The organism is Anabaena sp. UHCC 0187, assembly GCF_009712035.1.
Classification (GTDB): Bacteria; Cyanobacteriota; Cyanobacteriia; order Cyanobacteriales; family Nostocaceae; genus Dolichospermum.
The window spans coordinates 37695-63815 of record NZ_VILB01000001.1; the positions used below are offsets into that span (position 1 = coordinate 37695).

Consider the following 26121-nt stretch of genomic DNA (forward strand, 5'->3'; position numbering starts at 1 on the left):
TTTTTGAGATTAATCAGGTATTGGTGTAGATAGCGAGACGGTTAGAGATTGCCTGAGAATAGCGATCGCTCATATCTTGGATACTAACCTGGACTAATTTCTGATTGTCTCCGGTTAAAATCGTCAAATTACCAGAATTAGTCACTGTTCCCAGTAGTTGACAATTCTCCGGAATATGCTCCTCTAAATAGGATTCCCATTTTTCTTGATTTTCTTCACTCACAGAAACCAAAATTCTCGCCCCACCCTCACCAAACAGCACTTCATCAAAACGAGAATTATTATTTACACCAATTGGGAAATTAATTTCCGCGCCTAAATTTCCTGAAAGACAAGATTCCGCTATCGCTACAGCCACACCACCCTCAGCCGAATCATGGGCAGAATTTACCCAACCAGAGCGAATACCGTCACGACAAGCTTTTTGGACACGCCGTTCTAAATCAAAATCAATTCTAGGGGGCTTACCAGCGATCGTATGATGAATAGTTGCCAAATATTCAGAAGCGCCTAACTCAATTGTAGATTGAATTGACAAACCCAGAAGGTAAATTACATCCCCGACATTTTGCCAACCTTGTCCGCAAATTTTCGTTAAATCAGGAATTAACCCCACCATACCCACAACCGGAGTCGGGTAAATTGGTTGAGGATTACCTTCCGCGTCGAAAGTTTCATTGTAGAGAGAGACATTCCCCCCAGTTACCGGCGTTCCCAACTCCCGACAACCTTCACTCAAACCCCGACAAGCGGACGATAATTGCCAATAACCAATGGGTTTTTCTGGACTACCAAAATTGAGGTTATCCGTCACAGCGATGGGTTCAGCACCCACACAGCTAAGATTCCGGGCAGCTTCCGCTACTACTGCCTTAGCCCCTTCATAAGGATCAAGATAGACATAACGAGAATTACAATCTACCGTAGCCGCAACACCGGATTTTAAATTAGCAATGGGGGAAGTGAGAGTGGGGGTTTCTTCCAAAGGACGTAACCGCACCACAGCCGCATCTGCACCACCGGGTAACAATACGGTATTATTCTGAACTTGATGGTCATATTGGCGATAAACCCAGCTTTTAGAAGCAATGCTAGGAGTATCCAGCAAAGTCAATAAAATATCATTCCAAGTTTGCAGACTTCCCGCAATTTCAATCCCCGCAGCATTGCAAATAGGTAAACTATCACTTGTCCATTGCCATGCTTTTTGTGCATATTCGGGGGGTTCTGTCAATAATTCTCTTTCATACAAGGGTGTATTTTCCGCCAAAGCATCAGCCGGGATTTCGGCAGCAATTTTCCCCTCAAACCAAATCCTGACAATGGGTTCTTCTATTACCGTACCCGCAACTACCGCTTGCAGTCCCCAACGGTGGAAAATATCAATTAATTCCTGTTCTCGTCCCTTTTCGGCAACAAACAACATTCGTTCTTGAGATTCCGAAAGCAGGTATTCATAAGGAATCATTCCCGATTCCCGCACCGGAATTTTATCTAAATCGAAATCAATCCCCACACCACCTTTAGCAGCCATTTCCGAAGTTGAACAGGTAATACCCGCAGCCCCCATATCCTGTGCCGCAACTACAGCCCCAGTTTTAAATGCCTCTAAACAAGCTTCAATTAAAGACTTTTCGACAAATGGATCTCCTACTTGCACAGCGGGACGGTTATCCATTGATTCTTCGGTTAATTCCGCACTGGCAAAACTCGCGCCGCCCATGCCATCCCGTCCGGTGGTTGAACCCACATACAGCACGGGATTTCCGAAGCCGGAAGCCCCCGATTTGACAATTTCTGACGTTTCCATCAATCCCAGCGCCATGACGTTGACCAGAGGATTTCCAGAGTAGGCGGGGTCAAAATACACTTCACCACCAACAGTGGGAACGCCGACGCAGTTACCATAATGGGAGATTCCCGCAACTACACCGGTAAATAATCTTTGGGTTTTCGGATCATTCAAATCACCAAAGCGCAAAGAGTTTAATAAGGCTATGGGACGCGCCCCCATGGTAAAGATATCTCTTAATATCCCACCTACTCCGGTTGCAGCACCTTGGAAGGGTTCAACGGCGGAAGGGTGGTTATGGGATTCTATTTTAAACGCTAATTGTAGTCCGTCGCCGATATCCACAACTCCGGCATTTTCACCGGGTCCAACAAGAATGCGGGGACCTGTGGTGGGAAACTGTTTGAGTAATGGGCGGGAATTTTTATAACAGCAATGTTCTGACCACATCACCCCAAACATACCGAGTTCGGCTTTGTTGGGGTGACGACCTAAGCGGCGGACGATTTCGGTATATTCTTCTGGTTTTATGCCTTCTGAGGCTATTTCTTGAGGGGAAAAGGGATTTTCACCAAATGTGGTCATGGAATTTATGCACCAAGAGGACAGAGAAATATTCTATCTGAGATCCCCGACTTCTTTTTTTTAATCTTGTCAACAAATTATGAATTGATGTCAGAAGTCGGGGATCTGAGGGTGTGGTAGTCCAGTCTACTATTGTTTTATAGGATTGAAAGAGATTTTAGATATAATTATTGATGTTAATTAATTGTTTGCTTATGCCATCTAAAGATATATTTCATGAATCTGTACGTAACGCTTTAGAAAAAGATGGTTGGATCATTACCCATGATCCACTGTATATTAAAGTTGATGATATCGAATTTTTTGTAGATTTGGGAGCAGAAAGACTATTAGCAGCGCAAAAACAAGGTCAACAAATAGCTGTAGAAGTGAAATCTTTTGTAGGTGCATCTGAAGTAACTGAATTTCATCTTGCTTTAGGTCAAACTCTCAATTATCGGTTAGCATTAAAAAAAGAACAACCTCAACGGATTTTATATTTAGCCATTAGCGAAGACACATATCGAGATTTTTTCTCTCGTCAATTTATCCAAGACTCTTTAAAAGAATATCAAATTAAGGTTTTAATTTTTGATTCTTTAACCCAGGAGATTGTTTTATGGAAAGAATAAATTACTCGCAAATTATTCAAGATATTTTAAGCAATCATTCTACCAATGATACAGCTAATGGTACAGAAATTCAGTTGCTTTTTGATACGCAACGTCATCATTATCAAGTATTAAATATTGGTTGGAAACAACAAATCAGAACCTATGGGGTGATTATTCATGTTGATATTAAAGATGATAAAATCTGGATACAAAGAGATGGTACAGAAATTGGTATTGCTAATGAATTAATCACGGCTGGTGTCCCTAAAGAAGATATTATTTTAGGATTTCATGCTCCTTATAAGCGGCAATTTACAGGTTTTGCGGTGGGATAATAATTTATTTCCATTTTTTACCATTTCATAACAGGTTTATTCTTTATCAATAATCAGACTAACACCACAGCGAATCGCCGCTTCTGCTAACCGATTATCAAGTGTTGCTAATGGTAATTGTAACCGCAATGCTAATTCTAAATAAGCTGCATCATAAGCGGCTAAACCTTCTTCTCTTGCTAATTTCAAGGTTGCATCTAAAGCATTTGTATCTGTAGCCATATCAACTTGAATTAATAGGGACTGTAATAAATTAATAGCTTCCTGAGATTGTTCTTTTGTCATGCGGTTACGTCGTTCAGCTACAATAAGAGTATTAGCAATCTCTAGCGACCAAATTCCTGGTACAAATGCTTCAGAATCTACCATCATTGTTAGTATGGAATTAGCATAATCATTATTTTCGTCTACCAAACACCAGCTAATTGCTACGGAACAATCTAAAACAAACTGCATTAAAATCTTCGTCCTTCTTCAATCATTTCACGGATTAGGTTTTTATCTAAACCTACTTCTTTCCTTAGTTGTTGCATTCTACTAATTGCGTCTTGAATTGATTTTTTAGTAGTAATTTTTCCCCAAGCGTTATGTTTAATTGTAGTAGTTTCTGTATTATCTAATGGTTGCACAACTACCAATACTTCTACAGATTTATCTTTAAATTCTGTATGGGTTTGGATTTGTAATATACCATCTGTGCCGATATGTGCCAGCAATTTCATTGTTTCCATTTTTTACCACCATTTAGTATGTTTTTGTTATTTTATCACAGCGTTATTCTTCGGGTTTAAGATCCCCGACTTCTAGCATGAATTAATTGTTGATGAACAAGATTGAAAACAGAAGTCGAGGATCTGGAGGTGTGGTAAATATTCCCTGCTTCTGTTTGGTTTACCGGAAATTGTAACTGTATCAGATTTATATTGACGTATTACCTTGAAAATAGTAATATTCATCATGTAAATAGTAATACGCACTTATAAGCAGTAAATTTTATGTCAGCAGAATTTCCTACACCAGACAGCTTATGGATTATTACTGAAGAAGTGGCAGAAACCTCAACGACAAGTATTAGCGGTGCTAGAAGTGGTGCTGATATAGGTGGATTATTGGGAAGTAAGACTACTGAGGAACAAATAATAGTTACTAAGGAAAAAGACAAAGTAATAATTACCAGGCGTAAAGTTGAAGTAACAAAACTCAAGCAGGAAATGAGGGGATTTATCCAAGCTATGCGAGAATGTTTGGATGAAGCCGATACTGATGATTCCAAAATCCGCTTAGATGAAGTAGAAGTTTCTGTAGAAGTCAATGGAGAAGGACAATTTAGTTTATTCGGAACAGGGGGAAAAGTAGGCGGTAAAGGTAGTCTAACTTTTAAATTCAAGCGACAATCTTAACATGGGTAAAAATTGGGCAATTAGTATCGGCATTAATCAATATGACAACCTGCAACCCCTAAACTTTGCTAAACGGGATGCAGAAGCAATGGCCGCTTGGTTTCGGGAAGAAGCGAAATTTGATCAGGTGTTTCTGTTTACAGATGACTCTCTACCCATTCCCGCTAATCCACCCATTCCCACTCAACCAACTTACGGACGGTTGCGGCGATTTTTGCAAGCACAATTTGACCAACCTCTATTAAAACCAGAAGATAATTTATGGTTCTTTTTTGCTGGACATGGTATGCGTCATGCAGACAAAGACTATTTAATGCTTGCAGATAGTGATCCTGGTGATATTGAACATACAGCTATTTCCGTTGAATACATTACTGAAAGATTGCGTCGTAGTCGTGCTGATAATGTAGTTTTGTTATTAGATGCCTGTCGAGAAGAAAGTAGTCGTAGTGGTTTGGGAATAGGTGAAGAGAAGCATCAAGGAGTGATTACTTTTTATTCCTGTGCTGCTAATCAAAAATCTTGGGAAATTGCCGAATTACAACATGGTTCATTTACACACACACTATTAACAGGTTTAAGGTTACATGATGAAGCTAATTGTGCCACTGTGGAACGATTAGATAGATATTTAAATTCTTATGTTCCTCAATTAAATTCTAGCTATCAAAAGCCAATTCAAAATCCTTATCTCAAGGCAGAACCGCCATATAAAATGTATTACATTTTGTTAGAGCAATCTGCTACTCTTAAAGATGTTGAATCATTAAAATTACAGGCATCCTTATCTGAAAATGCTGGAAATTTTGAGTTGGCAAAACAAATATGGATTAGGGTTTTAGGTGTGTCTCGTGCTGATTTAGATGCAATATCGGCTCTTGAAAGAATTGCAATTAAAACACATACTTCAACACCGGAAACAATTTCTCAGCCGATTGTTAATTTCCAATCTTCTGGTTCATCTAGAGGTGACGTTACTATATTTACACAGATAATTGAAGAAATTAAAGAAAATAATCGCAAACAAGAGGAATACCGACAGGCTGTTTTAAAACAACAGTTTCCTCTGACTAAAAAAAGTATTGATAATTTAGCTAATTTACAAAAGTCCTTGCAACTTAGTGAAGAAGAAGTCTTAAAAATAAGACAACCGATTTTTATTCAAAAAGAAGCAGAATATCGAAAACGTCAGGAAGAAGAGAGGATTAGAAGAGAACAAGAGGCTGAAAGAACTCGTCAACAACATCAGCAAAATTTAGAGCAGTATCAACGGTCATTTTTAACAACTATTGAGAGAGAATATCCCCTTCGTCAAGCAAGTAAAAATAAATTAAAGAAATCACAAAATTCCTTGGGACTCAGTGAACAGGAAATATTGCACATAGAACGGCCAATTATTGCTAAGAAAGAAGCAGAATATCAAAAACTTCAGGAGGAAAATAGAAAAAGACAGGAACGATCTGTAAATTCTCCAGCGACACCACAACTAATTCTATCTTCTATAAATCGCAGACAATTTTTAACCTATGCTGGGTTAGGAGGGACAGGTTTAGTTACTACTGTTGTATTCAGTCAGATATTTAAGGTACAACAAAAACCACTATTAACATTTAAGTTTACAACAGTAACAACACTTGATAAGACAGGAACAAAACTGAAAAGTAACCCTAATAACGAAGCCAAATATTTTAAAGAAGATTTAGGTAATGATATTACTTTAGAAATGGTACAAATTCCGGCTGGTTCTTTTAAAATGGGTTCACCACCAGATGAAACAGGGAGACAAGAATCAGAAGGACCACAGAGGATAGTAAATTTATCTGCCTTTTTTATGGGTAAGTTTGAAGTAACTCAGGAACAGTATCAACAAATAATGCGTAAAAATCCCTCTGGTTTTCCAGGAAAAAAACGCCCTGTAGAAAAAGTTTCTTGGTATGATGCCATAGAATTTTGTAAAAAACTAAGTCAAAAAACCGGGCGTACCTATAGATTACCCAGCGAGGCTGAATGGGAATACGCTTGTCGTGCGGGTGAAACTATGCCCTTTTATTTTGGTGAAACTATTACCACCGATTTAGTCAACTATGACGGTGACTATAATTATGGTGATGCTCCCAAGGGAGAAAACCGAGGAGAAACTACTAATGTCGGAAGTTTTCCCCCTAATGCTTTTGGTTTGTATGATATGCACGGCAATGTGTGGGAATGGTGTCAAGACGATTGGCATGATAATTATACAAATGCGCCTAATGATGGTAGCGTATGGACAAGTCAAAGCGGCAATAGAAAGCTGCTGCGCGGTGGTTCGTGGAACGACTCTCCTGTTTTTTGCCGTTCTGCTGCTCGCAGCAACCACCACCTCGTCGTCAGCCTCAATGTTGGTTTTCGGGTTGTTTGTAGTGGTGCGGCGAGGACTTAGTAGCCCTTTGCACTCTTGCGCTTTTGCTCTTTTCTCTTCTTTTCTTTACACTTGTAAGCGTAGTGAAACGGAGCGATCTAAAAATTTTTATTTGAAAAAGCGATTAGCTTGACTTTAATCAATGTGAATCCCACGACGAACTTGATTTTCTCTTTCCTGAACTTACCCGCATTTATAATCATGATTTAGTAATCATCGAATCATGGCAAAATCATATAGATTGGGTAAAATCTCTACCTCCAGCAGAATTAAAACTTTTAAATAGTGCTGATTTTCATAATTCAGAAACTCCCCAAACTATCACTAATTCAGAAATACCACCAGAACAAATCAGCTATGAAAATATAGCCGAAAAATCTCATTTTTATTCTTTACGTGATCAATTATTATTTATGTTTGCGCCAGAATTACGCCGAGAATATGAAAATTATGTCAGTCAACAAGCCGCAAATTCTGGATATAGAACATTAGTTACATCTAATTTACAACAAGCGTCAGATTTAACCGTTGCAAATCTTTTTCACTATTTTAATATTAGAGATGAATCACAACAAGAAGTAAATCAATAATCAACTTTTAAAAATATTGAAAAAAAGTGATCAGTCAAACTAATCACTTTCCATTTCTTCTAATTACTCTGAAGGAGTTTCATTAACAGATGTTTCCGCAACCTTCCTCACCGCTTCAATATCCACACCTAAATTCGCGGCTATTTGTTCCACCGTCAAACCTAACTGTAATAACAGCGGTACTGTTTCTAACTTACCTTCTACTTTTGCGTCCTCCGCAACTTCTCGAAAATACCGTGTTTGCTTTAATTCATCTAGAGTAAACATTGCTTCAATCTCCTGACGAGTTAAATTACTTAATTTGTAAACCAATATCGTCTCTAACAATTCTAGAACTTTTTGTCTTTTACTGGCATCTACCAATTGTTGTCGAGATTTTTGGATTAACTGCCTGGTATGATCAATAGCAGTTTCCTCTTTTTCCACAACTAACTGTACCATTCCCAGCCCTATGGAATTATCGCTTGTTACCTGCAACTCATCCAAATAAATAAACGTGATTTGCTGACTCATTAGCAAACCCCGGTACTGCATTTGTACACCAGGATCTAAACTACGTTTAGCAAAAATCGCTACTGCGTGAAAGTCATTCTTGGGTTGATACTGATTCAGATAAACAAAGATTTCGGTAAATAATCGCCAGTAAAAATCCGCTTTCGGTTGAAATTGAACTTCTACAAAGTAAATTGGTTGTTCAGGTATCTCTGAATCAGGTATAAATAAACCATCAAAACGAAATGCTAGTTCCTTAATTTCTACAGATGTAAATTGATATAACTCCGCTTCTGTAGCTGGTTTGCCAATTAGTTCAAAAAGGATACTAGGTAAAGTTTGAAATAGTTGATAGAATATAGTATCAGTTTTCACGATAATTATGTGCTTTTACATTCGTTTAATAAGTATTGAGGTTGGTATTGATAATTAATTTTATTTGAATATAGTTAATAAAATTTAGATCCACTATCTTATTTTACTGACCAAAACCCAACTTCGAGTTCAGTTACTCCTCCACAGTGACGTAAATCACATATATATATGACTTAGATCCTCCCATAGAAATCGCCATGTTGGCATAATTAATAGTAACTGAACTCTAGCCGAGTCATTAATAGGGAACACACTAATTGCCGACAGCTTACCATAAGTTCGTCGGTTTTTTATTATCAGTGACTTACTGAATCTATGGTAATCATAACACTAATTTATGATGAAAATATCCCCACAACTGGTTAATAACCTGACAAATATTGCCATAGCCACTACCAACTGTGGGGAAGTAAAGACTTTTACCCCTGTTCTTTGCTATAGTACAGGCGTTTGATTAAGACATCGCTTGAATGATGTAATCAAAGTAAGGTGCGGTTTCCCCAGCGTCTTCTGCATTCAATAAATCCAAAGACGCTTGTTTGAGAGAAGTGATAGCCTCTACCATTCCGGGAACGGGAACACCTAGAGAGTTGTACATTTCCCGCACCCCAACCAAACCAATTTTTTCAATGGGTTCTTTGTCACCAGCAAGTACACCGTAGGTAATTAGGCGTAAATACCAGCCAAAGTCCCGAATACACAAAGCCCGTTGTTTTTCGCCGTAAGCATTACCACCGGGGGAGATAAAGTCAGGGCGTTTTTGCCAAAGTTTTTTGGTAGCTTCTTGAACGATCTTTTTCTCGTTTTCTGAAAGGGTAGCGGCGATTCTTGTGCGCTTTACACCTGTTTCCAAAAATGCTTTGATGTTTTTGAGTTCGCCACTGCTGGGGTAACGCAGTTCGTCGTCAGCTTGGAGAATAACTTGGCTAATTACAGTCATGATTATCTAAATGACCTGAAATATTTATATCTGCTAGTTTACCGACTTAGAGGGACATTCGTGAAGTGTATGGGAAGATAGGGATAAATGAATTTACAATTCGACATTGGGAACTCTCCCTTCCCTGTGAAAAAGTTCCCTATTCCCTTATAACTGACTAATGACTAATACAATGTGGCGACAAGATGAAATTATCGAACTGGAAATTACTGATTTAAGCGACACTGGTGATGGTGTGGGACGCTTTGAGCAACGGGTGGTTTTTGTTTCTGATACCGTACCAGGCGATCGCTTACTTGTCAAATTATTCAATGTTAAGCCAAAATATGCTTATGGTCAGGTGCAGGAGTTATTGCAAGCCTCGCCTCAACGGGTGCGTCCAAGTTGTATTGTCGCTGATAAATGCGGTGGTTGTCAATGGCAACATATTAAATATGATTACCAGTTAATAGCCAAACGCAATCAAGTAACTCAAGCTTTAGAAAGAATTGGCGGTTTTGTGAATCCACCGATAAATCCAGTCTTAGTGGCTGCTGCATCCTTGGGTTATCGCAACAAAGTTACTTATCCTATTGGTATGTCTGCTACAGGTCATGTCCAAGCTGGATATTATCAAAAAGGTAGTCATAAATTAATCAACTTGAATCAATGCCCCGTTCAAGACCCTCGGTTAAATCCTTTATTAGCTGAAGTCAAATTAGATATTGAAAAGCAGGGTTGGGCAATTTATGACGAAACCCGCCACAAAGGCTTAATTCGCCATTTAGGTTTACGCATTGGCCGCCGCACAGGGGAAATGCTGCTAACTTTAGTCGTCAAAGATTGGAATTTGCCAGGAATTGAAACCCAGGCGCAGCAATGGTTACAGCGTTATCCTCAATTAGTGGGCGTGTCCCTCAACCGCAATAGCGATCGCACAAATGCTATATTTGGATCAGAAACCCGTTGTCTAGCTGGAATTCCCTACCTGCAAGAAAAATTCGCCGGACTGGATTTTCAAATTCGCCCAGATACCTTCTTCCAAGTGTACACAGAAACAGCCGAGGCACTCTTAGAGGTGATTCAGTCAGAACTGAATTTACAAGGTCACGAAGTCCTAGTAGATGCCTATTGTGGTATAGGAACTTTAACTTTGCCCCTGGCTAAACAAGCAAAGCACGTCACCGGGTTAGAATTGCAATCAACAGCAGTAGAACAAGCAATTGTCAATGCCCAAGAAAATGGAATTAATAATGTAACTTTCCTTGTAGGTGCAGTGGAAAAAATTCTGGAGAATTTGGAAATTATACCAGATGTGGTCTTACTTGATCCGCCCCGCAAAGGATGTGAAGCTAACGTTATCAAAACATTAAGAAACCTGAAACCATCTCGAATTGTTTACGTCAGTTGTAAAGTAGCTACTCTTGCCCGTGACCTAAAATTACTTTGTGAAGATGGGCTATATAAACTCACAAGGGTGCAACCTGCGGACTTTTTTCCGCAAACGGCTCATGTAGAAGCAGCCGCTTTTCTGGTGTTATCGGACAATGATAAGGATAGTTAATTCTTTACAAAAATAAAAATCAGAAATTTGTAGTCTAGTGGATACTCATAATGCTAGAATGGAATTACATAAAAATAGAAACTCATTTTGTTTTAAAGAAATCGAAGCTGCATAGACTCTTAATAAAGGTGAATAAAATTGTGTTAATTACAAACCAGCAGTTAACGAGAATATCTTTCTCCTCTTGTTCAAAAATAGCAGTTTTGACTCATCTGCTAAATGAACAGATTAACTTAAGCAAATTGTAAATAAGCAATATAAATTCTCCCATTAAATTGCTATGCTCTAGCATTTTTATAAATTTAGTTTTACAGACGCAAGTTTGAAGGCAGCATGACTACCTAATTTTGATCAGAATGCCCAAAAAAGCAAACTGATGTCTAGCTAAATCAAAGCTACGGGGTTTCTCTTGTGATTACCATTTCTCTTCGTCCAGTTGGGCGTTATTGGGGGACAATTAGTTTTGCCTCCACTCTTTATCTTTGTCCAATCCTAGATTTACTCTTGACTGATATTCCGGCAAAATTGCAATCAGAACTGCGACTAGGACTCCAAGAAGCCCTAGTAAATGCCGCTAAACATGGGAATAATCTTGATCCCGGCAAATTAGTGGTAGTTCGGTTCTCATTAATAGATAATCAGTATTGGTGGATTATCTCAGATCAGGGTAGCGGCTTCACTCCCTCCCTCGAAGGTGATAGTGATCCCGATGACTATTTACCACCAGACGAAGCGGAAAGTGGACGGGGTATGTCCTTGCTGCATCAGATTTTTGATCAAGTAAAATGGAATCGCAAAGGTACAGAACTCACGCTTTGTAAGCAATTAGAAAGTCGTCGTTTATTATCTTTGCGAAGATGAAAGGGAACAGGCAAGATATATATTTCCCTATTCCTTAATTTCCTCGCGCTTGTGTCCGTGAGTGGGACAGGGAGGGGCAGAAATTGACTTATCCAGCCAGCCTACAGCCTGTTGTAGCCTTGCCTGTGCCTCTTGGGGTTCATTTTTGACCAGAAATACCATTGCGGCGGCTGCCTGTTCACTAGCGCGGGAATTGCGGTTAGACTTGAGACGATGCCAATCATCAGGAGAGATACTCAGCCTTTCCATGAGTGCTTGTGCTAGTTCTAGAGTGCTGATTTCATTTAGTTGGCTAGTTTGCGACATAAGACCAAGTACCGAGTTAAGAGTAAAAGTTATGATTTAATCATCATAGCCAATGACTAATCACCAATGAGTAATTTAGAGGAAAATCCCCAGCCAGATTTTGCACAGGAATTAGAGGAAGTAGAAACTTCACTGCGATTCTTGAAAGATAGATATACCCAAGTGCAAAATGATCAACAACAAAAGGCACAATGGCAACAGGAATTAAAGAATTTAAAGCAAAATAGAAAGCAGACTCCAGAAATTAAGAACGAATTAACCCGCCTTCAAAAACAGTTAGAAACCTTAGAAATCAACTTAGAAAGCCAGTTGTTTTCTTGGAGTAGCCTGAAAAGACCTTTTTGGCAAGCTATCCGGTTTGGTGGTTTAGGCGTTATTATCGGTTGGTTATTAAAATCTTGGGTGGGATAGTGCCAATTTTGGATTTTTAATGGCTTTAACTGTTATTTTTTTAAATACATACTATATACCAAAACAAAAATTGTAGAAAATGCTAAATCCTCGTATTGCGGAAATATTAAGAAGTGGTAAACCAGAAGAAACTTTGGTAGTCCAAGGTTGGGTAAGAACAAAACGCGAATTAAAAGGATTTGCGTTTCTGGAAGTTAATGATGGTTCATCTTTAGGTAATTTGCAAGTTGTTATTAATCAAGATTTACCAGATTATCAAGGAATATTAAAACAAATCAATACAGGTGCTTCTATAGAAGTATCAGGAGTCCTAGTAGCTTCTCAAGGAAAAGGACAAAGAATAGAATTAAAAGCAGATACAGTGAAAGTATACGGAGACGCTGATCCTGATACCTATCCTCTGCAAAAGAAACGTCATTCCTTTGAGTTTCTGCGAACCATTGCCCATTTGCGTCCTCGAACTAACTCTTTTGGTGCAGTATTTCGGGTGAGAAATGCTTGCGCGACTGCTATTCACCAATTTTTTCAACAACGGGGATTTTTATGGGTGCATACTCCCATTATTACCGCTAGTGATTGTGAAGGGGCTGGAGAATTATTTAGTGTTACCAATTTCAATTTAAAGAATGTTCCCAAAACTGAAAATCAGGAAATTGATTATAGTCAAGACTTCTTTAGTAAACCCGCATATTTAACAGTTAGTGGCCAATTAGAAGCCGAAATTATGGCTATGGCTTTTACTAATGTCTATACTTTTGGCCCCACATTCCGGGCGGAAAATTCTAATACTTCGCGTCACTTAGCCGAATTTTGGATGGTTGAACCAGAAATGGCTTTTTGTGATTTAGAAGGTGATATGGATTTGGCTGAGGAGTTTCTTAAACACATTTTTAAATATGTAATGGAAACCTGTCCTGAAGACATGGAATTTTTTAATGAACGGATTGATAATACTGTTTTGGAAACTGCAAATAACATTATTAACAATCAATTTGAAAGGTTGACTTATACAGAAGCAGTCAAACTTTTAGAAAAAGCTGATGTTAAATTTGATTATCCTGTGAATTGGGGTGCAGATTTACAATCAGAACATGAACGCTATTTAGCCGAAAACCTGTTTAAAAAACCTGTGATTGTCACAGATTATCCCGCACAAATCAAAGCCTTTTATATGCGGTTGAGTGATGATGAAAAAACCGTCCGTGCTATGGATATTCTCGCACCAAAAATAGGGGAAATTATTGGTGGTTCACAACGGGAAGAACGGTTAGATGTCTTAGAAAAACGGATATTAGCACAAGGTATGAACCCGGAAGATTTGTGGTGGTATTTAGATTTACGTCGTTATGGTACTGTTCCCCATGCTGGTTTCGGTTTGGGGTTTGAAAGATTGGTGCAATTTATGACGGGTATGGGGAATATTCGGGATGTAATTCCGTTCCCCCGCACACCACAAAGCGCGGAGTTTTAATGATTGTAGAGACGTTATTGATAACGTCTCTTTTAAAAATGTTATTTTTCTAATTGCTAACTTTTCGGTTTATATCAAACTCCGGTGAAGTCAAAAATATTTTTATACAGCACCTTGACGAATCATTTCAAATCCATATACATAGATGTCAGCAACCTTATAGCGTTTCTGTTTTTCGCGCCATTCAATAATACCAATCTCTTGTAAAAAAGAAGCAAACTCTTCAAAATCTGCTATATCATGTGCTGATTCTTGCCATATATTACGTAACTCGTCTTTATCTAAAAAGGCTGATTTTTGCTTGAGAGAATCAAAAAATTGAGCCAAATCAGGATATTCCTCTTTTATTTCATCACAGCGTTTTTCTGATGCTTTCTTTAACCCGATTTCTAAAGATTTACTTCGCAGTAAACGGTCAGTAGGTGGTTGAATTGATGATTTTCCTTTATAGCTTAATTCTTGCTCTTTTGCTCCTTCTAATAATATGCTTAAACTTCGAGGAAAAGTAGTATCACTTGAGTCTGTTAATCTTTCATAAACCCATCTTGATACATATTTAGCTTTGTCTCCTGTTCTGCGACGACTTCCCCAAAGTAATTCTAAGGCTTTATCAATCACTTCTTCACTAGCTTGATCAATACTTTCAACAGCAATAGGAGAGAATCTATCAACTAAATTTTTGAAACCTTCAGATTGTATTACTTGGCGCAGTGCTAATCTTAAAAAATCAACCCTAGTCCACTGTAAGAGAATATCGCGTCCATTGAAATGACTTCTGTTGTCAAAAATTAAACGATGCCATATATCTTCTCTCAAGAAAATTTTAAACCTAATTGCTGTTAATCTATTAGCATCACAAGACTGAATTAGTTGAAATAATCCAGTGAGTGCTTGCTGTCTTAATTCTCCTACCTTACGAAAGTCTTCATCTAAATCATCGTAAAGAAACCATAGCTTTTGAGATTTCTTTTTAGCTTCTTCATTAATTATATCTATAATATCTTTAACTATAAGTGGAAGATGAGATTGAGTAGATAATTGTAGTAAAGCTTGAGTGCATTCATACTGCCATCTTTCTTTAGGCAACTTACTGATAATTTCTTTGATTTCACTAAATTTGTCACTTCTAGGGAATTTAAATAAATCTTCTTGATGACACCTCAATAGTAAATAAGCCCTCCAAAAAGCTTCCCATGACCCATTATTTTGCTGCAAACTTTGATGGATAGTTTGGAATTCATCACGAACGGGGCGGCTTTCCTTAAAGCTGCCATGAGCCGACAAAAATACAGTATTATCCAACCGTCCATGAGCTAGTCTTTGAGCCACACTTTTGTGTTTGAGAAAAAGCGAATACAGAGCAGTTTTACCTGTTCCCTTTCGTCCTCTTATCAAACAGGTTGTATCATCTAAAAATTTGTCAAAATCAGTGGTGCGCTGAAATAGTAGATTCAAATTCTGTTTTGTATCAGCAGCATTGACTTCAGGAAATTGTAGGCTTTCAATAATTGGCCAGCGTTTCTCTAAATTAGTTAAAATATTTTTGCGTTGGAGTTCATCAGTTTCCTCATCAATCAAATTGGCAATTTTATTATAATAATCTAGTAAAGCTGGCACGGGATAATTTTCAGCTAAAGCAATTGGCGACAGGTAAGGAACTACTAAAGCTTCTTCTATTTTTAATTGGGAATTATCTAAATCCTCCTCGTCATTATTTTCATTGGTTACTGTTTTTATCCTTTCAATCAAAGATTTCCAAACTTTTTTTACTTTAGATAAACCAATTTTAGTAACATCAGGGACAGGAGAAAAAACAAATTTAATTTGTAGATTTTTAAAACTCTGAAGAGATTGTAAAAGGACTTCTATTCCCTGTTTATTTTGTTCATTAGGAAAAAGAAAAATGATTGCTTCGTCAGCAGCTTGGATTAATGATAAAGCTCCCCATTGATTAATTCCCGTTCTCGAATCAATTAAGAGAATATCTGGTTTTAATTGTTCGTAAATTTCTCGCTTGAAAATAGTCCAAAGATTTTGATCTCCATCAATAACAGTATTAGCATGAAGATCATCAACCTTAGAAATATAATCAAGACTAAGACAACCAGCAGGAACAACAAATAATCTTCCTGTAGCGTTAGGTATTCTCACTTCACCAAATATTTCAGTAATTGAAATACTCGGATCTATTCCTTCTGGTAAATAGGAACGTTCATAAAAATAGTCAACAATTCCATATTTTGGTTGTGGTTGTAGGTTAAATGCTGTACTTAAACCAGGTGCTTCTAAATCTAAATCTACAGCTACAACTTTACGTCCTCGCATTGCTAAAATCCAAGCAACATGAGTTAATGCTGTAGTGCGTCCTACTCCTCCTTTAAAGGAATAAAATGTCACTGTTCTGGGTAAATTGAGTTCGCGCTGAGGTGCTATTGATTGATTTTGTGGGTTTGCTGCTTGGATAGCTAAATCTTGCCAAGTATGTATTGATGCTGGATCAAAAATCTGTGGCGGTGAAATATTAAGTAATTCAGCTTCTTGAAGTGTATATAGTGAGAGAAAACCAGGAGATAAATGAGGAACTTGTGATTGAAGTAAGTTAGAAATTTGTTCTTTACGTTGAGGAATAGATAAACCTATAAAGCGATCGCTCACAATAGTCAAATTCAATAAACCAGATGTAGAAATATTTACATCAACCCATTCCTGTGACTTCTGTACATACTGGTTTGTAATATCCTGTTTTAGTAAAACCTGCCAATTTTCCTGCATTTGATCACCTCTTTAAAGTTGAGTAGCTTGCTTCAGTAACCAACTTTTGATACTTGTGTATGCGTATAACCAGCGTTTGTAATTTAATTCATCAGGTTCGATACTAGAATAACGCATATCTATGAAATGTTGACCCATTGGATTTTCCACTTGATCAAGCCATTTTCTTCCTTCTGAAAAATTATCAATTCTAGATTTAAGTTTATTATGTTGTTTAAGAAGTTCTGTGTAACTATGTGTCCTCAAGTTTTGACTTGCAACCCCAGGTAGAGTATTAGAAATAATTGCCTTTAGTAAGCACTCAATGGTTACACCACCAAAGTGCATAGCTCCAACTTTCCTAACAGGGTTTAGTGTTTCAGTATCAGTATGGCGCTCCATAAAAGCTGCCTGGTAATCTTCCATACTTGTTAAACTTAAAGTTCAAGCTTGATTCAGTATATTATTAAATTAGGATTTTTAAGCTAAAAATTAAGCATTAACAACAAAAAACAGCCAACCCTTTCCAGAAACAGCGATTATTCAAACTCGAAAAACCCGAACAAAACCTGAGTTTTAGGATCAGTAAATTGGTGAAAAATCTCTGAAACGACATGATAATATTCATTCTGTCCGAATATAGTAATATTAGTTAATGGTAAAACTCTACTATCGCGGCATGACAGACGAAAATGGCAAGCCCAAAATCGGTCGAAGTGCCAGACTATTAGGAGTTAGACTGGGTATTGATATAAATATCAAGCAAATGCCCGTAGATAGTCTAGATGAGCAAGGCTATTTATTACCAGAGTCAGAGCGTGAGTTTCAAGGTGAGCTTGTTGATGTTGCCATTGTAAATACAGGGGGAATGTCCGTTTCCCTCTCCATTGAAGCTTTACCAGCACCTCGCAAACCTGCTAAATTTGGTGGATATGGAAAAGATCCCCTATGGCAAATTGATGATAGTAACATCACTGGAGATTTACAAGCTGTTCAGGATAGCCCAACCCACGTTAGCATTTCGCCAAGAGTTACAATGTTACTAGAAAGGTACGAATTAGCCTTGGCAAACACCCAAGATTATTGGGAAAGAATTGATTAGAACTAAATAGGAGGTAGGTATGGCATGGATATTTAGTTTATCAGCAGAGTGTGGCTCTGATGAAAGCAGTGCTAAGGAATTTGCTCAATATTTTCAGCAGAGTCCCATCGAACTACTATGGGCAATGCTAGATGTTAATTTATACCCATGTCGTGCAGACACTTTTCAAGATATAGAAAATAATTGGTGGTGTCGGTTTTCCCCAAATCATATCAGTGAACGGGGAATAGATAGCCCTAAAAATCCCTATTTAATGGAACAGTTAGTTATATCACTCTATTCATCTCTAGAGTTTGCTCCTCCATTTCGTTATGCTTTAGTTGGTGTAGAAGTTGATGAATTTAGAACCCATAGTGAACTAATAGAAGATTTACCTAATTTATCTATTCCAGGATTAGTTTTATCTACAGCACTTGCAGAGGAAGTAAAAACATTACCAGGTTTCCAACCATTTAGTTCTGGTTATGTTTGGCAACCTTATCCTGATCAGATGGTATCCCCAGAATTAAAAAATCAGCCTGATGAAATTTTATCTGTAAGTTAAAACTCAATATTCTCTCTGAGCCTCCGCGCCTCTGCGTGAGACAAAAAAATAGCCGCCCCCTTGCGGAAGCGGCCATTATTCAAACTAGGAAAACTACTAAAAGATTTTAGTAATCGTAATCTCCACCCATACCAGCGCCAGCAGCAGGAGCGCCATCTTTAGGTTCGGGCTTGTCAACAATGATACATTCAGTTGTCAACACCATACCAGCGATAGAAGCAGCGTTTTGCAAAGCAGAACGAGTTACTTTAGCGGGGTCAACAATACCAGCTTCCAACATATCAACGAATTCGTTGGTAGAAGCATTGAAGCCAATGTTGAAATCTTTTTCTTTCACTCTTTCAGCAATAACCGCGCCGTTTTGACCAGCGTTTTCGGCAATTCTCTTCAGAGGAGCAGGTAAAGCCCGAACAACGATTAAAGCACCAGTCAACTCTTCATCTTTGAGGTTGTTGTGCGCCCAAACTTCCAATTGAGGAGCGAGGTGAGCCAAGGTTGTACCACCACCGGGAACAATACCTTCTTCTACAGCAGCCTTGGTAGCGTTGATAGCATCTTCCAAGCGCAGCTTCTTGTCTTTCATTTCGGTTTCGGTTGCTGCACCAACTTTAACTACAGCTACACCACCGGACAATTTAGCCAAACGCTCTTGGAGTTTTTCTTTGTCGTAGGAAGATTCGGTTTCATCCATCTGACGACGGATTTGTTCGCAACGAGCCTTGACACCAGCTTCATTACCTTCAGCCACAATTGTGGTGCTGTCTTTGGTAATGGTGATGCGACGAGCTTTACCTAGACTTTCTAACTTGGTGGTATCTAGTTTCAAACCAGCGTCTTCAGTTACGAGTTGACCACCGGTGAGAACTGCGATATCTTCTAACATGGATTTACGGCGATCGCCAAAACCAGGAGCCTTAACAGCCGCCACGTTAAGAACACCGCGTAAACGGTTAACTACCAAAGTTGCCAAAGCTTCTTTTTCGATGTCTTCAGCAATAATTACCAAAGGACGACCGGAACGAGCTACTTGTTCGAGTACAGGAACTAAATCTTGTACCAAAGCAATTTTCTTGTCAGTTAACAAGATGTAAGGCTCATCAAAAACGGTTTCCATCCGTTCTGCATCGGTAGCGAAATAAGGGGAAATATAACCCTTGTCAAAGCGCATACCTTCGGTGATTTCCAATTCGGTGGTCATAGACTTCCCTTCTTCTAGGGAAATTACGCCTTCTTTGCCCACCTTGTCCATAGCTTGAGCAATCATAGCTCCGACTTCTTCGTCGTTACCAGCAGAAATTGCCGCAACTTGAGCGATCGCCTTAGAATCTTCTACAGGGCGAGCGTGTTCAGCAATTCTTTCTACTAAAAACGCAGATGCTTTATCAATACCGCGTTTCAATAAAATCGCATTAGCACCAGCCGCAACGTTCCGCAAGCCTTCTTTAACGATAGCGTGAGCCAAAACGGTAGCTGTGGTTGTACCATCACCAGCAGCGTCATTTGTTTTAGAAGCAGCTTGACGAATTAGAGCTACACCAGTATTTTCGATGTGGTCTTCTAATTCAATTTCTTTAGCGATGGTGACACCATCATTAACGATTTGTGGTGCGCCGAATTTCTTTTCTAAAACTACGTTACGACCTTTAGGCCCAAGGGTAACAGCTACAGCTTCAGCTAGAATATCAATACCACGCTCTAGAGCGCGACGGGCGTTTTCGTTGTAAATAATGCGCTTTGCCATAATAAGTCTAAATCCCAGTAGTAAATTAAATTTTTCTGATTTTCAAAGAAATTGGTGAGTGGTGAACAGGTAATTAGGAAAACTCCCTACCCATCACCCATGCCCAATTAGCTGACGATTGCTAAAATGTCTTTTTCAGAAAGCAATACATATTCTTCTGTAGCCAGCTTGATATCGGTGCCAGCGTACTTGGAGTACAACACTTTATCGCCAACATTAATGTCCATTGTTTGACGAGTACCGTCGTCATTACGCTTGCCAGGGCCAACAGCGGCGATTTCGCCAACTTGGGGTTTTTCCTGAGCATTATCGGGTAAAAACAAACCGCCTGCGGTTTTTTCTTGGGGTGCGCTTACTTTGATGAAAACGCGATCGCCCAGGGGCTTAACGGTGGAAACGCTTAAAGATACGGCTGCCATACAAAATTTCTTGCTAAATTAGCACTCTCGACTCATGAGTGCTAATCTAGCTTCTTATCGGACATAATAGCAATCATGACTTGTGTACGGGTTTCCGAACTAAGGTCAGGGTGGCGATACTTAAGTGCAAATATCCAATTATTTTAGTTGTCAGGGTTTGTTGCGTAAGTAATGAATATTTTTATATGGACAACTTTATTTGCAAACTTGGGAAATTGTTATAGAACTGTAATCAGGGATCTACTCAATGAGTAACAGCACAGTGATCCACGAACAGGCATCTCATCCCTAAAACTACTAGGGAACAGAGAACAGGTGAAAATGACAATTCCCCCTTCACACAAAAACTATAGCTTTTGTGCGGCTAAAAACAGATAAATGCTCAATTCTGTTACAAATCGGCTAGTCTAGAACTTAGGAATGTTGTAAACCAAGGCTGGAGGAGCGATAACTCCATCTTTTACCACACAGTTATTCCATAGGCATCTTCACAGCCCAAGCCAAAAACTTGCGTGTTTGTTGTTCTAGAACGATAATGGTAGTTTACCTAGATGGGGTCTGGTATCGCCAATTAAATCCAGAAGTCATTAGAGTAGGTCATCCAAGACCAGTAAATTGGCAATTAGTATGGTGAAAAAATCTGTATTTTTAACCCATGCTTGGCCAAAGAATTCCCCGGTTGATTTTGAGCCTCTGATAGAGGCCTCACATCCGAAGGATAAGTAAAGCAGCAGTATGCCAATGAAAGCGCGGGTGAGTTTTGAGCTAGGGTCATCTTGAAAAAATATCAACTTGTGAATCACAAGGATGATAATTTAGTCAGGGTTTGTTAGCCTGCATCTTTCAAACGGATCTATAATAGCGCATTATAAAGACTACTGCTATACGTATCCTTACTAGACTTTTTCCATCCACCTGCTAGTCTGTTGAAAGTGACTAACACTTTTAAGACTTCGGAGCGGTAAAAATCAGTTAAGTGGGACAAAAACGACAACATCCGAAGTCATCCACCATACAGGATAACTATATCAATACCTTAATGGATCGAAGCGCGATAAGTGCCACAGTTATGAAAGAACCCAGCATGAAAGACCACAAACGACTTCTACTTATTGATGATGACCCTAACCTCATCTTGCTGGTGAAGGATTACTTAGAGTTCCGGGGCTATGAAGTCATCACCGCTGAAAACGGAAGAGAAGCTCTGGACATTCTCGAAACTGAAGTTCCAGACATGATCATCTGTGACGTGATGATGCCGGAAATGGACGGATACACCTTTGTAGAACAAGTGCGACAAAACGAACGCACTAGTTGGATTCCCGTTCTCTTCCTCTCAGCTAAGGGTCAAAGTGCAGACCGAGTTAAGGGTTTAAATAAAGGCGCTGACGTATATATGGTCAAGCCTTTTGAACCTGAAGAACTCGTAGCACAAGTAGAATCTTCACTTAAGCAAACTGTTCGTTGGAAAGAACACCAAACCAAGGGCGGCGAGAACGGTTCTCGCATCCAAGTTCCTTTCGATGTCCAGTTAACCCCAACCGAACTGAAAGTAGTCCAGTTCGTAGCTAGGGGTTTAGCAAACCGCGAAATCGCTGAAGAATTAAATGTTAGTCAGCGGACTGTTGAAAGCCACGTGTCCAATATGTTGGGCAAAACCAATCTCCACAACCGGACTGAATTAGCACGGTGGGCGATTGAAAATCAAATGGCTTAAACAATTTTAGATTTTGGATTTTGGATTTTGGATGATTCATCTAAAGTCTAAAGTCCAGAATTTTTGATTGGTAATTTGGAAAAAATTATGCTGGAGGTTGAAAATTTACATCTTCATAAAGTTGCACCATTGTTCCCTCAAAGTTAATGCTGTGTAATTGAAATGAACTTTCTTCTCCTGCATAAGACTGTAATACCCAAAGTCCTTGATCATTGCGTCGAAAACATTCAACTCTAGGTTTTTTCGGATTAATTAAAATATATTCTTGTAAGGTTTCTAAAGTTTGATAATCGGCGAATTTATCGCCTCGATCAAATCCTTCTGTAGAATCAGATAAAACTTCAATTATTAAACAGGGAAATCTTTTATATCCAAGTGTCTCTTGATCACGTTGGTCGCAAGTTATCATAATATCAGGATAAAAAAATCTATTTAAAGATTCAATTCTGGCTTTCATATCAGAAATATATACCCGACAACCAGAACCACGCACATGATTACGAAGTAGTGTAAACAAGTTTACAGCAATAGTAACATGAGCTTCTAACGCGCCAGCCATTGCGTAGATATATCCATCAATATATTCATGCTTAACGGGGCTGTTTTCTTCTAATTCTAAATATTCTTCTGGGGTGATGTAAATTTGGGGAGAAGCAACCATATTCAAAACCTCACAAATAAGATTATAAATTATTAACCCCTGCTATTCAAACTAAACTAGCCATTTGTAACAGATTAACAGAATCTTGATTTAGTCTTTGCATAAATTCCTTAGTTAATTTTACCATTGCCTCATGGGTATCACCATATTTTTGTTTATATGTTAAGTGGATACTAAAATCTAAACTTTCAGCAACTTTCGCTCTTTCCGGGATTTTATTAGCGAAAGTTGGGGGGAAAAAAGGATTCACAATAATAAAGTTTAAATTCTGCGTTTGAGCAACTGTTCCATTATAACGAGAAATTAAAGTTCCTATGGGGTTGATGTGATGTTCATAATCTTGATTAAACATAGAATTTTGGCTCTGCCGGACTTAGTATGCTAAACTAACAAGAGTAGGGAACAGGGAACAGTTTCAGCTATCTGGATATCCTCAATTTCCCATATCCGACAAGGAAAAATGCAACTGTTTTGAGACTCCATTTGCCAAAACCTTGCACTTTTTTGTTTAAAAAATCCGCAAAACCCTTATGAATAAACGGTTTTAGCTTTATTCAGCAACCCCTAATTAGTATCTTTTAAAAATTCCAAAATTGCTGCATTCACCACATTAGCAGAACTGGTTAAGGCATCATGATTACAGTTTGGCAGAATTTGTAACCGAGAATTGGAGAGATGTTGATGTAATTTTTCCCCATGACTAGCAGGAAACCAACTATCTTGATCACCCCATAATACCAAAGTTGGACATTCAATATTTTTGAGATTCTTTTGAATATTACTCAGCATACTTGGCTGATTTGTTCGCAAATTCTCAATTTCTTTCGCAGCAATTTGTAAATCTTCGGCAACTTTTACCAAAGTACCAGGAATTTCAATGAATGGGTAAGTAATCCAATAAATATCTTCCTCGGTTAATAGTGAGGGATTATATATTACCTTACGTCGTTCTGTTCCCATAACTTCTCTGACTAAAGGTGCAAACCAATATGCCAGACGTAAATCATCAACTGCATGGATAATCTCTATTGGTGTTTGTGCCAGTAAACCCATAGCCCAGTGAGGTAAGGTTTCTGTAAAAATAGGGGCGTTAATCACTACTAAACGTCCAATTAAATCAGGATTTTTACCAGCTAATCCGAGAGAAATTAATGCACCGATAGATTCGGCCACAATGATGGGTGGTTCATCACATAAAGCTTGAATAATTCGTTTTAATTCAATAATTTGATGTCCATTTTCTTCTCGACGAGATACAGGCTTTTCCGAAAAACCAAAACCTTTAAAATCGCAACAAATTACCCGAAAATGTTGAGATAATGGTTCAATACTATGCCGCCAATTATAACTCCAACTACCTAAACCATGTAATAAAATTAGCGGTTTACCTTGACCTTTTTCCCCATAGGCTATGTGAATTGGATAACCTTGAGAATCATGAATAACTAGATTTTGCCGCCCTTGAGGAAAATTATCTTGCCACCAATCTTTCATAATTTTATAGATAAATAATTTAACTGCCAGTGAAAACTTGCCATAAGATTCTGAGTAATATCACAGGAATGGATATTAGGACAATAGCTAGGAGAAATAAGCCCACACCAAAAATAAAGATAAATGATTGATCTGCTTTTTTATTGTGGTGCGGAGATTTTAAAGATTCTTCCAATAAAATGATATTGTAATTATTGGCTTTCCAAGCAAAATCAAACAAGTCTCCTAGCATGGGAATAGCCCCAACTAAGCAATCTACAATCACATTCATCACCATGCGTCCTAATGTGGCTCTAGATACGCCAATTTGTGCGGCTTCCATGATAATATAAAATGAAAATATTAGTCCTAAAGCATCACCACCTATGGGTAATAATCCCATAATTGGATCTAAACCAATTCCCACTTGTGTTCCAGGAATAGTAACTATATTATCTAATAGTCCACTAAGTTGACGTAAACGCTTTAATCTAGGTGCATAACCATCAGGTGTAATTGCAAACTGTTCAGAAGAATTAGGCATTATTAACGATTTCCAATTGCTTGATGATCAACTTTCTTATTATCTCATTTCTCTAACTCAAATTTTTTCATATTTATCTGGTAAATTTGTAGCTAGATTAACCGTTGCTTAACTACAGTCAAAAATCCGATTTTTAATTCTTAATTTTGAATTTTTAATTGTTTATGTCTTCACCGACAGTTACATTTAATTGGTGTCCAACTAGCAGAACAAAAGCACTCATCCATAACCATAACATTAAAACAATCACAGCCCCCACTGCACCATATACTTTATTATAATTGCCGAAATTGCTCACGTAAAGCCGAAATAATGCCGAAACAATTGCCCAAAAAATGGCTGCTAAAATTGCCCCTGGGATAAGTGGTGTATTCGCTTTCCATTTGCTTGGTCCATAGCGATAGACAAAAGCAAAAGCGGTGGCAACTGTACATAATGCTAAAGGCCAACGTAAAAATTGCCAAATATGCAATAGAAAGACTAAATAAGAATTACTGCCGACGACAATTCCCAAGAGTAAATCACTGATAAATACCAAAAAAGAAGCAACTACTAATAATAATATAGTGCCGATAGTTAAGCCCAGAGATATCAATTTTGAGTGCCAAAAAGGGCGCATTTTTTTGGGGTGAATTTTCTCAATTCTATCTAAGGCTGTCATAGCTGTATTAATCGCCCCGGAAGCAGTCCAAAGGGCAAGGACAAAACTCAAAGAGAATAAACTACTATTTTTAGAGTTGGCAATTTCATCAGTAGCAAAATCACGGATTAATATCCAAGCATCTTGGGGGACAATTTTACTCAGTTCTGTTACTAGTTGAATAAATGTATTTCGTAAAGATGCTGCAAATAAGCCAATTGCTGTTAGCAAAGCCAGAATTGCCGGAAATAATGATAACATGGCATTAAAGGCTATTTCAGCAGCTAATCCTAACAGTCTTGTCTCAATTGTCTTCGCAAAAGTTTTTTTCAATATGCGCCATGTCAGGTGACGAAAAAAGCGAAAAAAACGAGGCTGAAGCATGATTTTCAGTACCCCAATTTTAATAAAAGAACCTGATAAAATTAATTGAAATT

General features: G+C 38.3%; 27 protein-coding genes. 12 read left to right on the top strand and 15 right to left on the bottom strand.

What is annotated here, in order from left to right; translation table 11 throughout:
- Window positions 1–13: 13 nt before the first annotated feature.
- Entirely contained in the window at window positions 14–2377 is a 2364-nt protein-coding gene (purL, locus tag FJR11_RS00205) for a phosphoribosylformylglycinamidine synthase subunit PurL (RefSeq protein WP_168501724.1), read from the bottom strand.
- Between the two features lie 194 nt (window positions 2378–2571).
- Between purL and FJR11_RS00210 the strand changes: the two genes are divergently transcribed.
- The gene (locus FJR11_RS00210; RefSeq protein ID WP_168501725.1) at window positions 2572–2988 is read left to right on the top strand and encodes a XisH family protein; all 417 of its coding nucleotides are present in this window, start codon (window positions 2572–2574) and stop codon (window positions 2986–2988) included.
- Window positions 2976–3305 (top strand): XisI protein, encoded by a 330-nt coding sequence (locus FJR11_RS00215; protein WP_168501726.1) that lies wholly within the window; start codon window positions 2976–2978, stop codon window positions 3303–3305. Before FJR11_RS00210 ends, FJR11_RS00215 begins: the two co-directional genes overlap by 13 nt.
- A 36-nt stretch (window positions 3306–3341) precedes the next feature.
- On the opposite strand, the gene FJR11_RS00220 is transcribed toward FJR11_RS00215, so the two are convergent.
- Window positions 3342–3761: a type II toxin-antitoxin system VapC family toxin gene (locus FJR11_RS00220; protein WP_168501727.1), complete on the bottom strand. Its 420-nt coding sequence runs from the start codon at window positions 3759–3761 to the stop codon at window positions 3342–3344.
- Window positions 3761–4036 carry a hypothetical protein gene (locus FJR11_RS00225; protein WP_168501728.1) on the bottom strand — a complete coding sequence of 92 codons (276 nt, stop codon included), beginning with the start codon at window positions 4034–4036 and terminating at the stop codon, window positions 3761–3763. Before FJR11_RS00225 ends, FJR11_RS00220 begins: the two co-directional genes overlap by 1 nt.
- A gap of 264 nt (window positions 4037–4300) precedes the next feature.
- Between FJR11_RS00225 and FJR11_RS00230 the strand changes: the two genes are divergently transcribed.
- The 3 genes from FJR11_RS00230 (at window position 4301) to FJR11_RS23825 (ending at window position 7693) form a co-directional block, all read left to right on the top strand.
- Entirely contained in the window at window positions 4301–4705 is a 405-nt protein-coding gene (locus FJR11_RS00230; protein ID WP_168501729.1) for a hypothetical protein, read from the top strand.
- 1 nt (window position 4706) lies between these two features.
- Window positions 4707–7124 carry an SUMF1/EgtB/PvdO family nonheme iron enzyme gene (locus FJR11_RS23445; protein ID WP_254444632.1) on the top strand — a complete coding sequence of 806 codons (2418 nt, stop codon included), beginning with the start codon at window positions 4707–4709 and terminating at the stop codon, window positions 7122–7124.
- A gap of 392 nt (window positions 7125–7516) precedes the next feature.
- A complete protein-coding gene (locus FJR11_RS23825) occupies window positions 7517–7693 on the top strand; it encodes a hypothetical protein (protein WP_371417413.1) in 177 nt (58 codons plus the stop codon).
- Between the two features lie 63 nt (window positions 7694–7756).
- Here FJR11_RS23825 and FJR11_RS00245 read toward each other — a convergent pair whose 3' ends face one another.
- Both FJR11_RS00245 and FJR11_RS00250 read right to left on the bottom strand, forming a co-directional pair.
- On the bottom strand, window positions 7757–8560 hold the full coding sequence (locus tag FJR11_RS00245; RefSeq protein ID WP_168501730.1) for an Rpn family recombination-promoting nuclease/putative transposase: 804 nt from the start codon (window positions 8558–8560) through the stop codon (window positions 7757–7759).
- Window positions 8561–9014: 454 nt separating this feature from the next.
- Window positions 9015–9500 carry an allophycocyanin subunit alpha-B gene (locus tag FJR11_RS00250; protein WP_015083049.1) on the bottom strand — a complete coding sequence of 162 codons (486 nt, stop codon included), beginning with the start codon at window positions 9498–9500 and terminating at the stop codon, window positions 9015–9017.
- Between the two features lie 160 nt (window positions 9501–9660).
- Between FJR11_RS00250 and rlmD the strand changes: the two genes are divergently transcribed.
- Together rlmD and FJR11_RS00260 are read left to right on the top strand one after the other, a co-directional pair.
- Window positions 9661–11043 carry a 23S rRNA (uracil(1939)-C(5))-methyltransferase RlmD gene (gene rlmD / locus FJR11_RS00255; protein WP_168501731.1) on the top strand — a complete coding sequence of 461 codons (1383 nt, stop codon included), beginning with the start codon at window positions 9661–9663 and terminating at the stop codon, window positions 11041–11043.
- A gap of 411 nt (window positions 11044–11454) precedes the next feature.
- A complete protein-coding gene (locus FJR11_RS00260) occupies window positions 11455–11904 on the top strand; it encodes an anti-sigma regulatory factor (protein ID WP_168501732.1) in 450 nt (149 codons plus the stop codon).
- Between the two features lie 27 nt (window positions 11905–11931).
- Here the strand turns inward: FJR11_RS00260 and FJR11_RS00265 are convergent, their stop codons facing one another.
- Window positions 11932–12210, bottom strand: coding sequence for a DUF6439 family protein (locus tag FJR11_RS00265; protein WP_168501733.1), 279 nt, complete (start codon window positions 12208–12210; stop codon window positions 11932–11934).
- A 66-nt stretch (window positions 12211–12276) separates the two neighbouring features.
- Here FJR11_RS00265 and FJR11_RS00270 point away from each other — a divergent pair, with 66 nt between their 5' ends.
- A complete protein-coding gene (locus tag FJR11_RS00270) occupies window positions 12277–12621 on the top strand; it encodes a hypothetical protein (protein WP_168501734.1) in 345 nt (114 codons plus the stop codon).
- Window positions 12622–12700: 79 nt separating this feature from the next.
- Window positions 12701–14092, top strand: coding sequence for an asparagine--tRNA ligase (gene asnS, locus FJR11_RS00275; protein WP_168501735.1), 1392 nt, complete (start codon window positions 12701–12703; stop codon window positions 14090–14092).
- A 102-nt stretch (window positions 14093–14194) separates the two neighbouring features.
- On the opposite strand, the gene FJR11_RS00280 is transcribed toward asnS, so the two are convergent.
- Window positions 14195–16864 (bottom strand): ParA family protein, encoded by a 2670-nt coding sequence (locus FJR11_RS00280; RefSeq protein ID WP_168501736.1) that lies wholly within the window; start codon window positions 16862–16864, stop codon window positions 14195–14197.
- Between the two features lie 12 nt (window positions 16865–16876).
- Window positions 16877–17269, bottom strand: coding sequence for a hypothetical protein (locus tag FJR11_RS00285; RefSeq protein WP_168501737.1), 393 nt, complete (start codon window positions 17267–17269; stop codon window positions 16877–16879).
- 229 nt (window positions 17270–17498) lie between these two features.
- Here FJR11_RS00285 and FJR11_RS00290 point away from each other — a divergent pair, with 229 nt between their 5' ends.
- Together FJR11_RS00290 and FJR11_RS00295 are read left to right on the top strand one after the other, a co-directional pair.
- Window positions 17499–17945 (top strand): hypothetical protein, encoded by a 447-nt coding sequence (locus FJR11_RS00290; protein WP_168501738.1) that lies wholly within the window; start codon window positions 17499–17501, stop codon window positions 17943–17945.
- A gap of 19 nt (window positions 17946–17964) precedes the next feature.
- A complete protein-coding gene (locus tag FJR11_RS00295; protein WP_168501739.1) occupies window positions 17965–18489 on the top strand; it encodes a hypothetical protein in 525 nt (174 codons plus the stop codon).
- Window positions 18490–18595: 106 nt separating this feature from the next.
- Here FJR11_RS00295 and groL read toward each other — a convergent pair whose 3' ends face one another.
- Both groL and groES read right to left on the bottom strand, forming a co-directional pair.
- Window positions 18596–20230 (bottom strand): chaperonin GroEL, encoded by a 1635-nt coding sequence (gene groL, locus FJR11_RS00300; RefSeq protein WP_168501740.1) that lies wholly within the window; start codon window positions 20228–20230, stop codon window positions 18596–18598.
- Between the two features lie 107 nt (window positions 20231–20337).
- Window positions 20338–20649, bottom strand: coding sequence for a co-chaperone GroES (groES, locus tag FJR11_RS00305; RefSeq protein ID WP_015083039.1), 312 nt, complete (start codon window positions 20647–20649; stop codon window positions 20338–20340).
- 1039 nt (window positions 20650–21688) lie between these two features.
- On the opposite strand from groES, the gene FJR11_RS00310 reads away from it, so the two are divergent.
- Entirely contained in the window at window positions 21689–22366 is a 678-nt protein-coding gene (locus tag FJR11_RS00310) for a response regulator transcription factor (RefSeq protein WP_168501741.1), read from the top strand.
- An 85-nt stretch (window positions 22367–22451) separates the two neighbouring features.
- Here the strand turns inward: FJR11_RS00310 and FJR11_RS00315 are convergent, their stop codons facing one another.
- From FJR11_RS00315 to FJR11_RS00335, 5 genes are all read right to left on the bottom strand, one after another.
- Window positions 22452–23027, bottom strand: a complete 576-nt coding sequence (locus FJR11_RS00315) for a Uma2 family endonuclease (protein ID WP_168501742.1) — start codon at window positions 23025–23027, stop codon at window positions 22452–22454.
- A gap of 46 nt (window positions 23028–23073) precedes the next feature.
- Window positions 23074–23379 carry a hypothetical protein gene (locus FJR11_RS00320; protein WP_254444633.1) on the bottom strand — a complete coding sequence of 102 codons (306 nt, stop codon included), beginning with the start codon at window positions 23377–23379 and terminating at the stop codon, window positions 23074–23076.
- Window positions 23380–23591: 212 nt separating this feature from the next.
- On the bottom strand, window positions 23592–24521 hold the full coding sequence (locus tag FJR11_RS00325; protein WP_168501743.1) for an alpha/beta fold hydrolase: 930 nt from the start codon (window positions 24519–24521) through the stop codon (window positions 23592–23594).
- A 19-nt stretch (window positions 24522–24540) separates the two neighbouring features.
- Window positions 24541–25044, bottom strand: a complete 504-nt coding sequence (locus tag FJR11_RS00330) for a DUF4112 domain-containing protein (RefSeq protein WP_168501744.1) — start codon at window positions 25042–25044, stop codon at window positions 24541–24543.
- Between the two features lie 154 nt (window positions 25045–25198).
- Window positions 25199–26068, bottom strand: coding sequence for a YihY/virulence factor BrkB family protein (locus tag FJR11_RS00335; protein ID WP_168501745.1), 870 nt, complete (start codon window positions 26066–26068; stop codon window positions 25199–25201).
- Window positions 26069–26121: the final 53 nt, after the last annotated feature.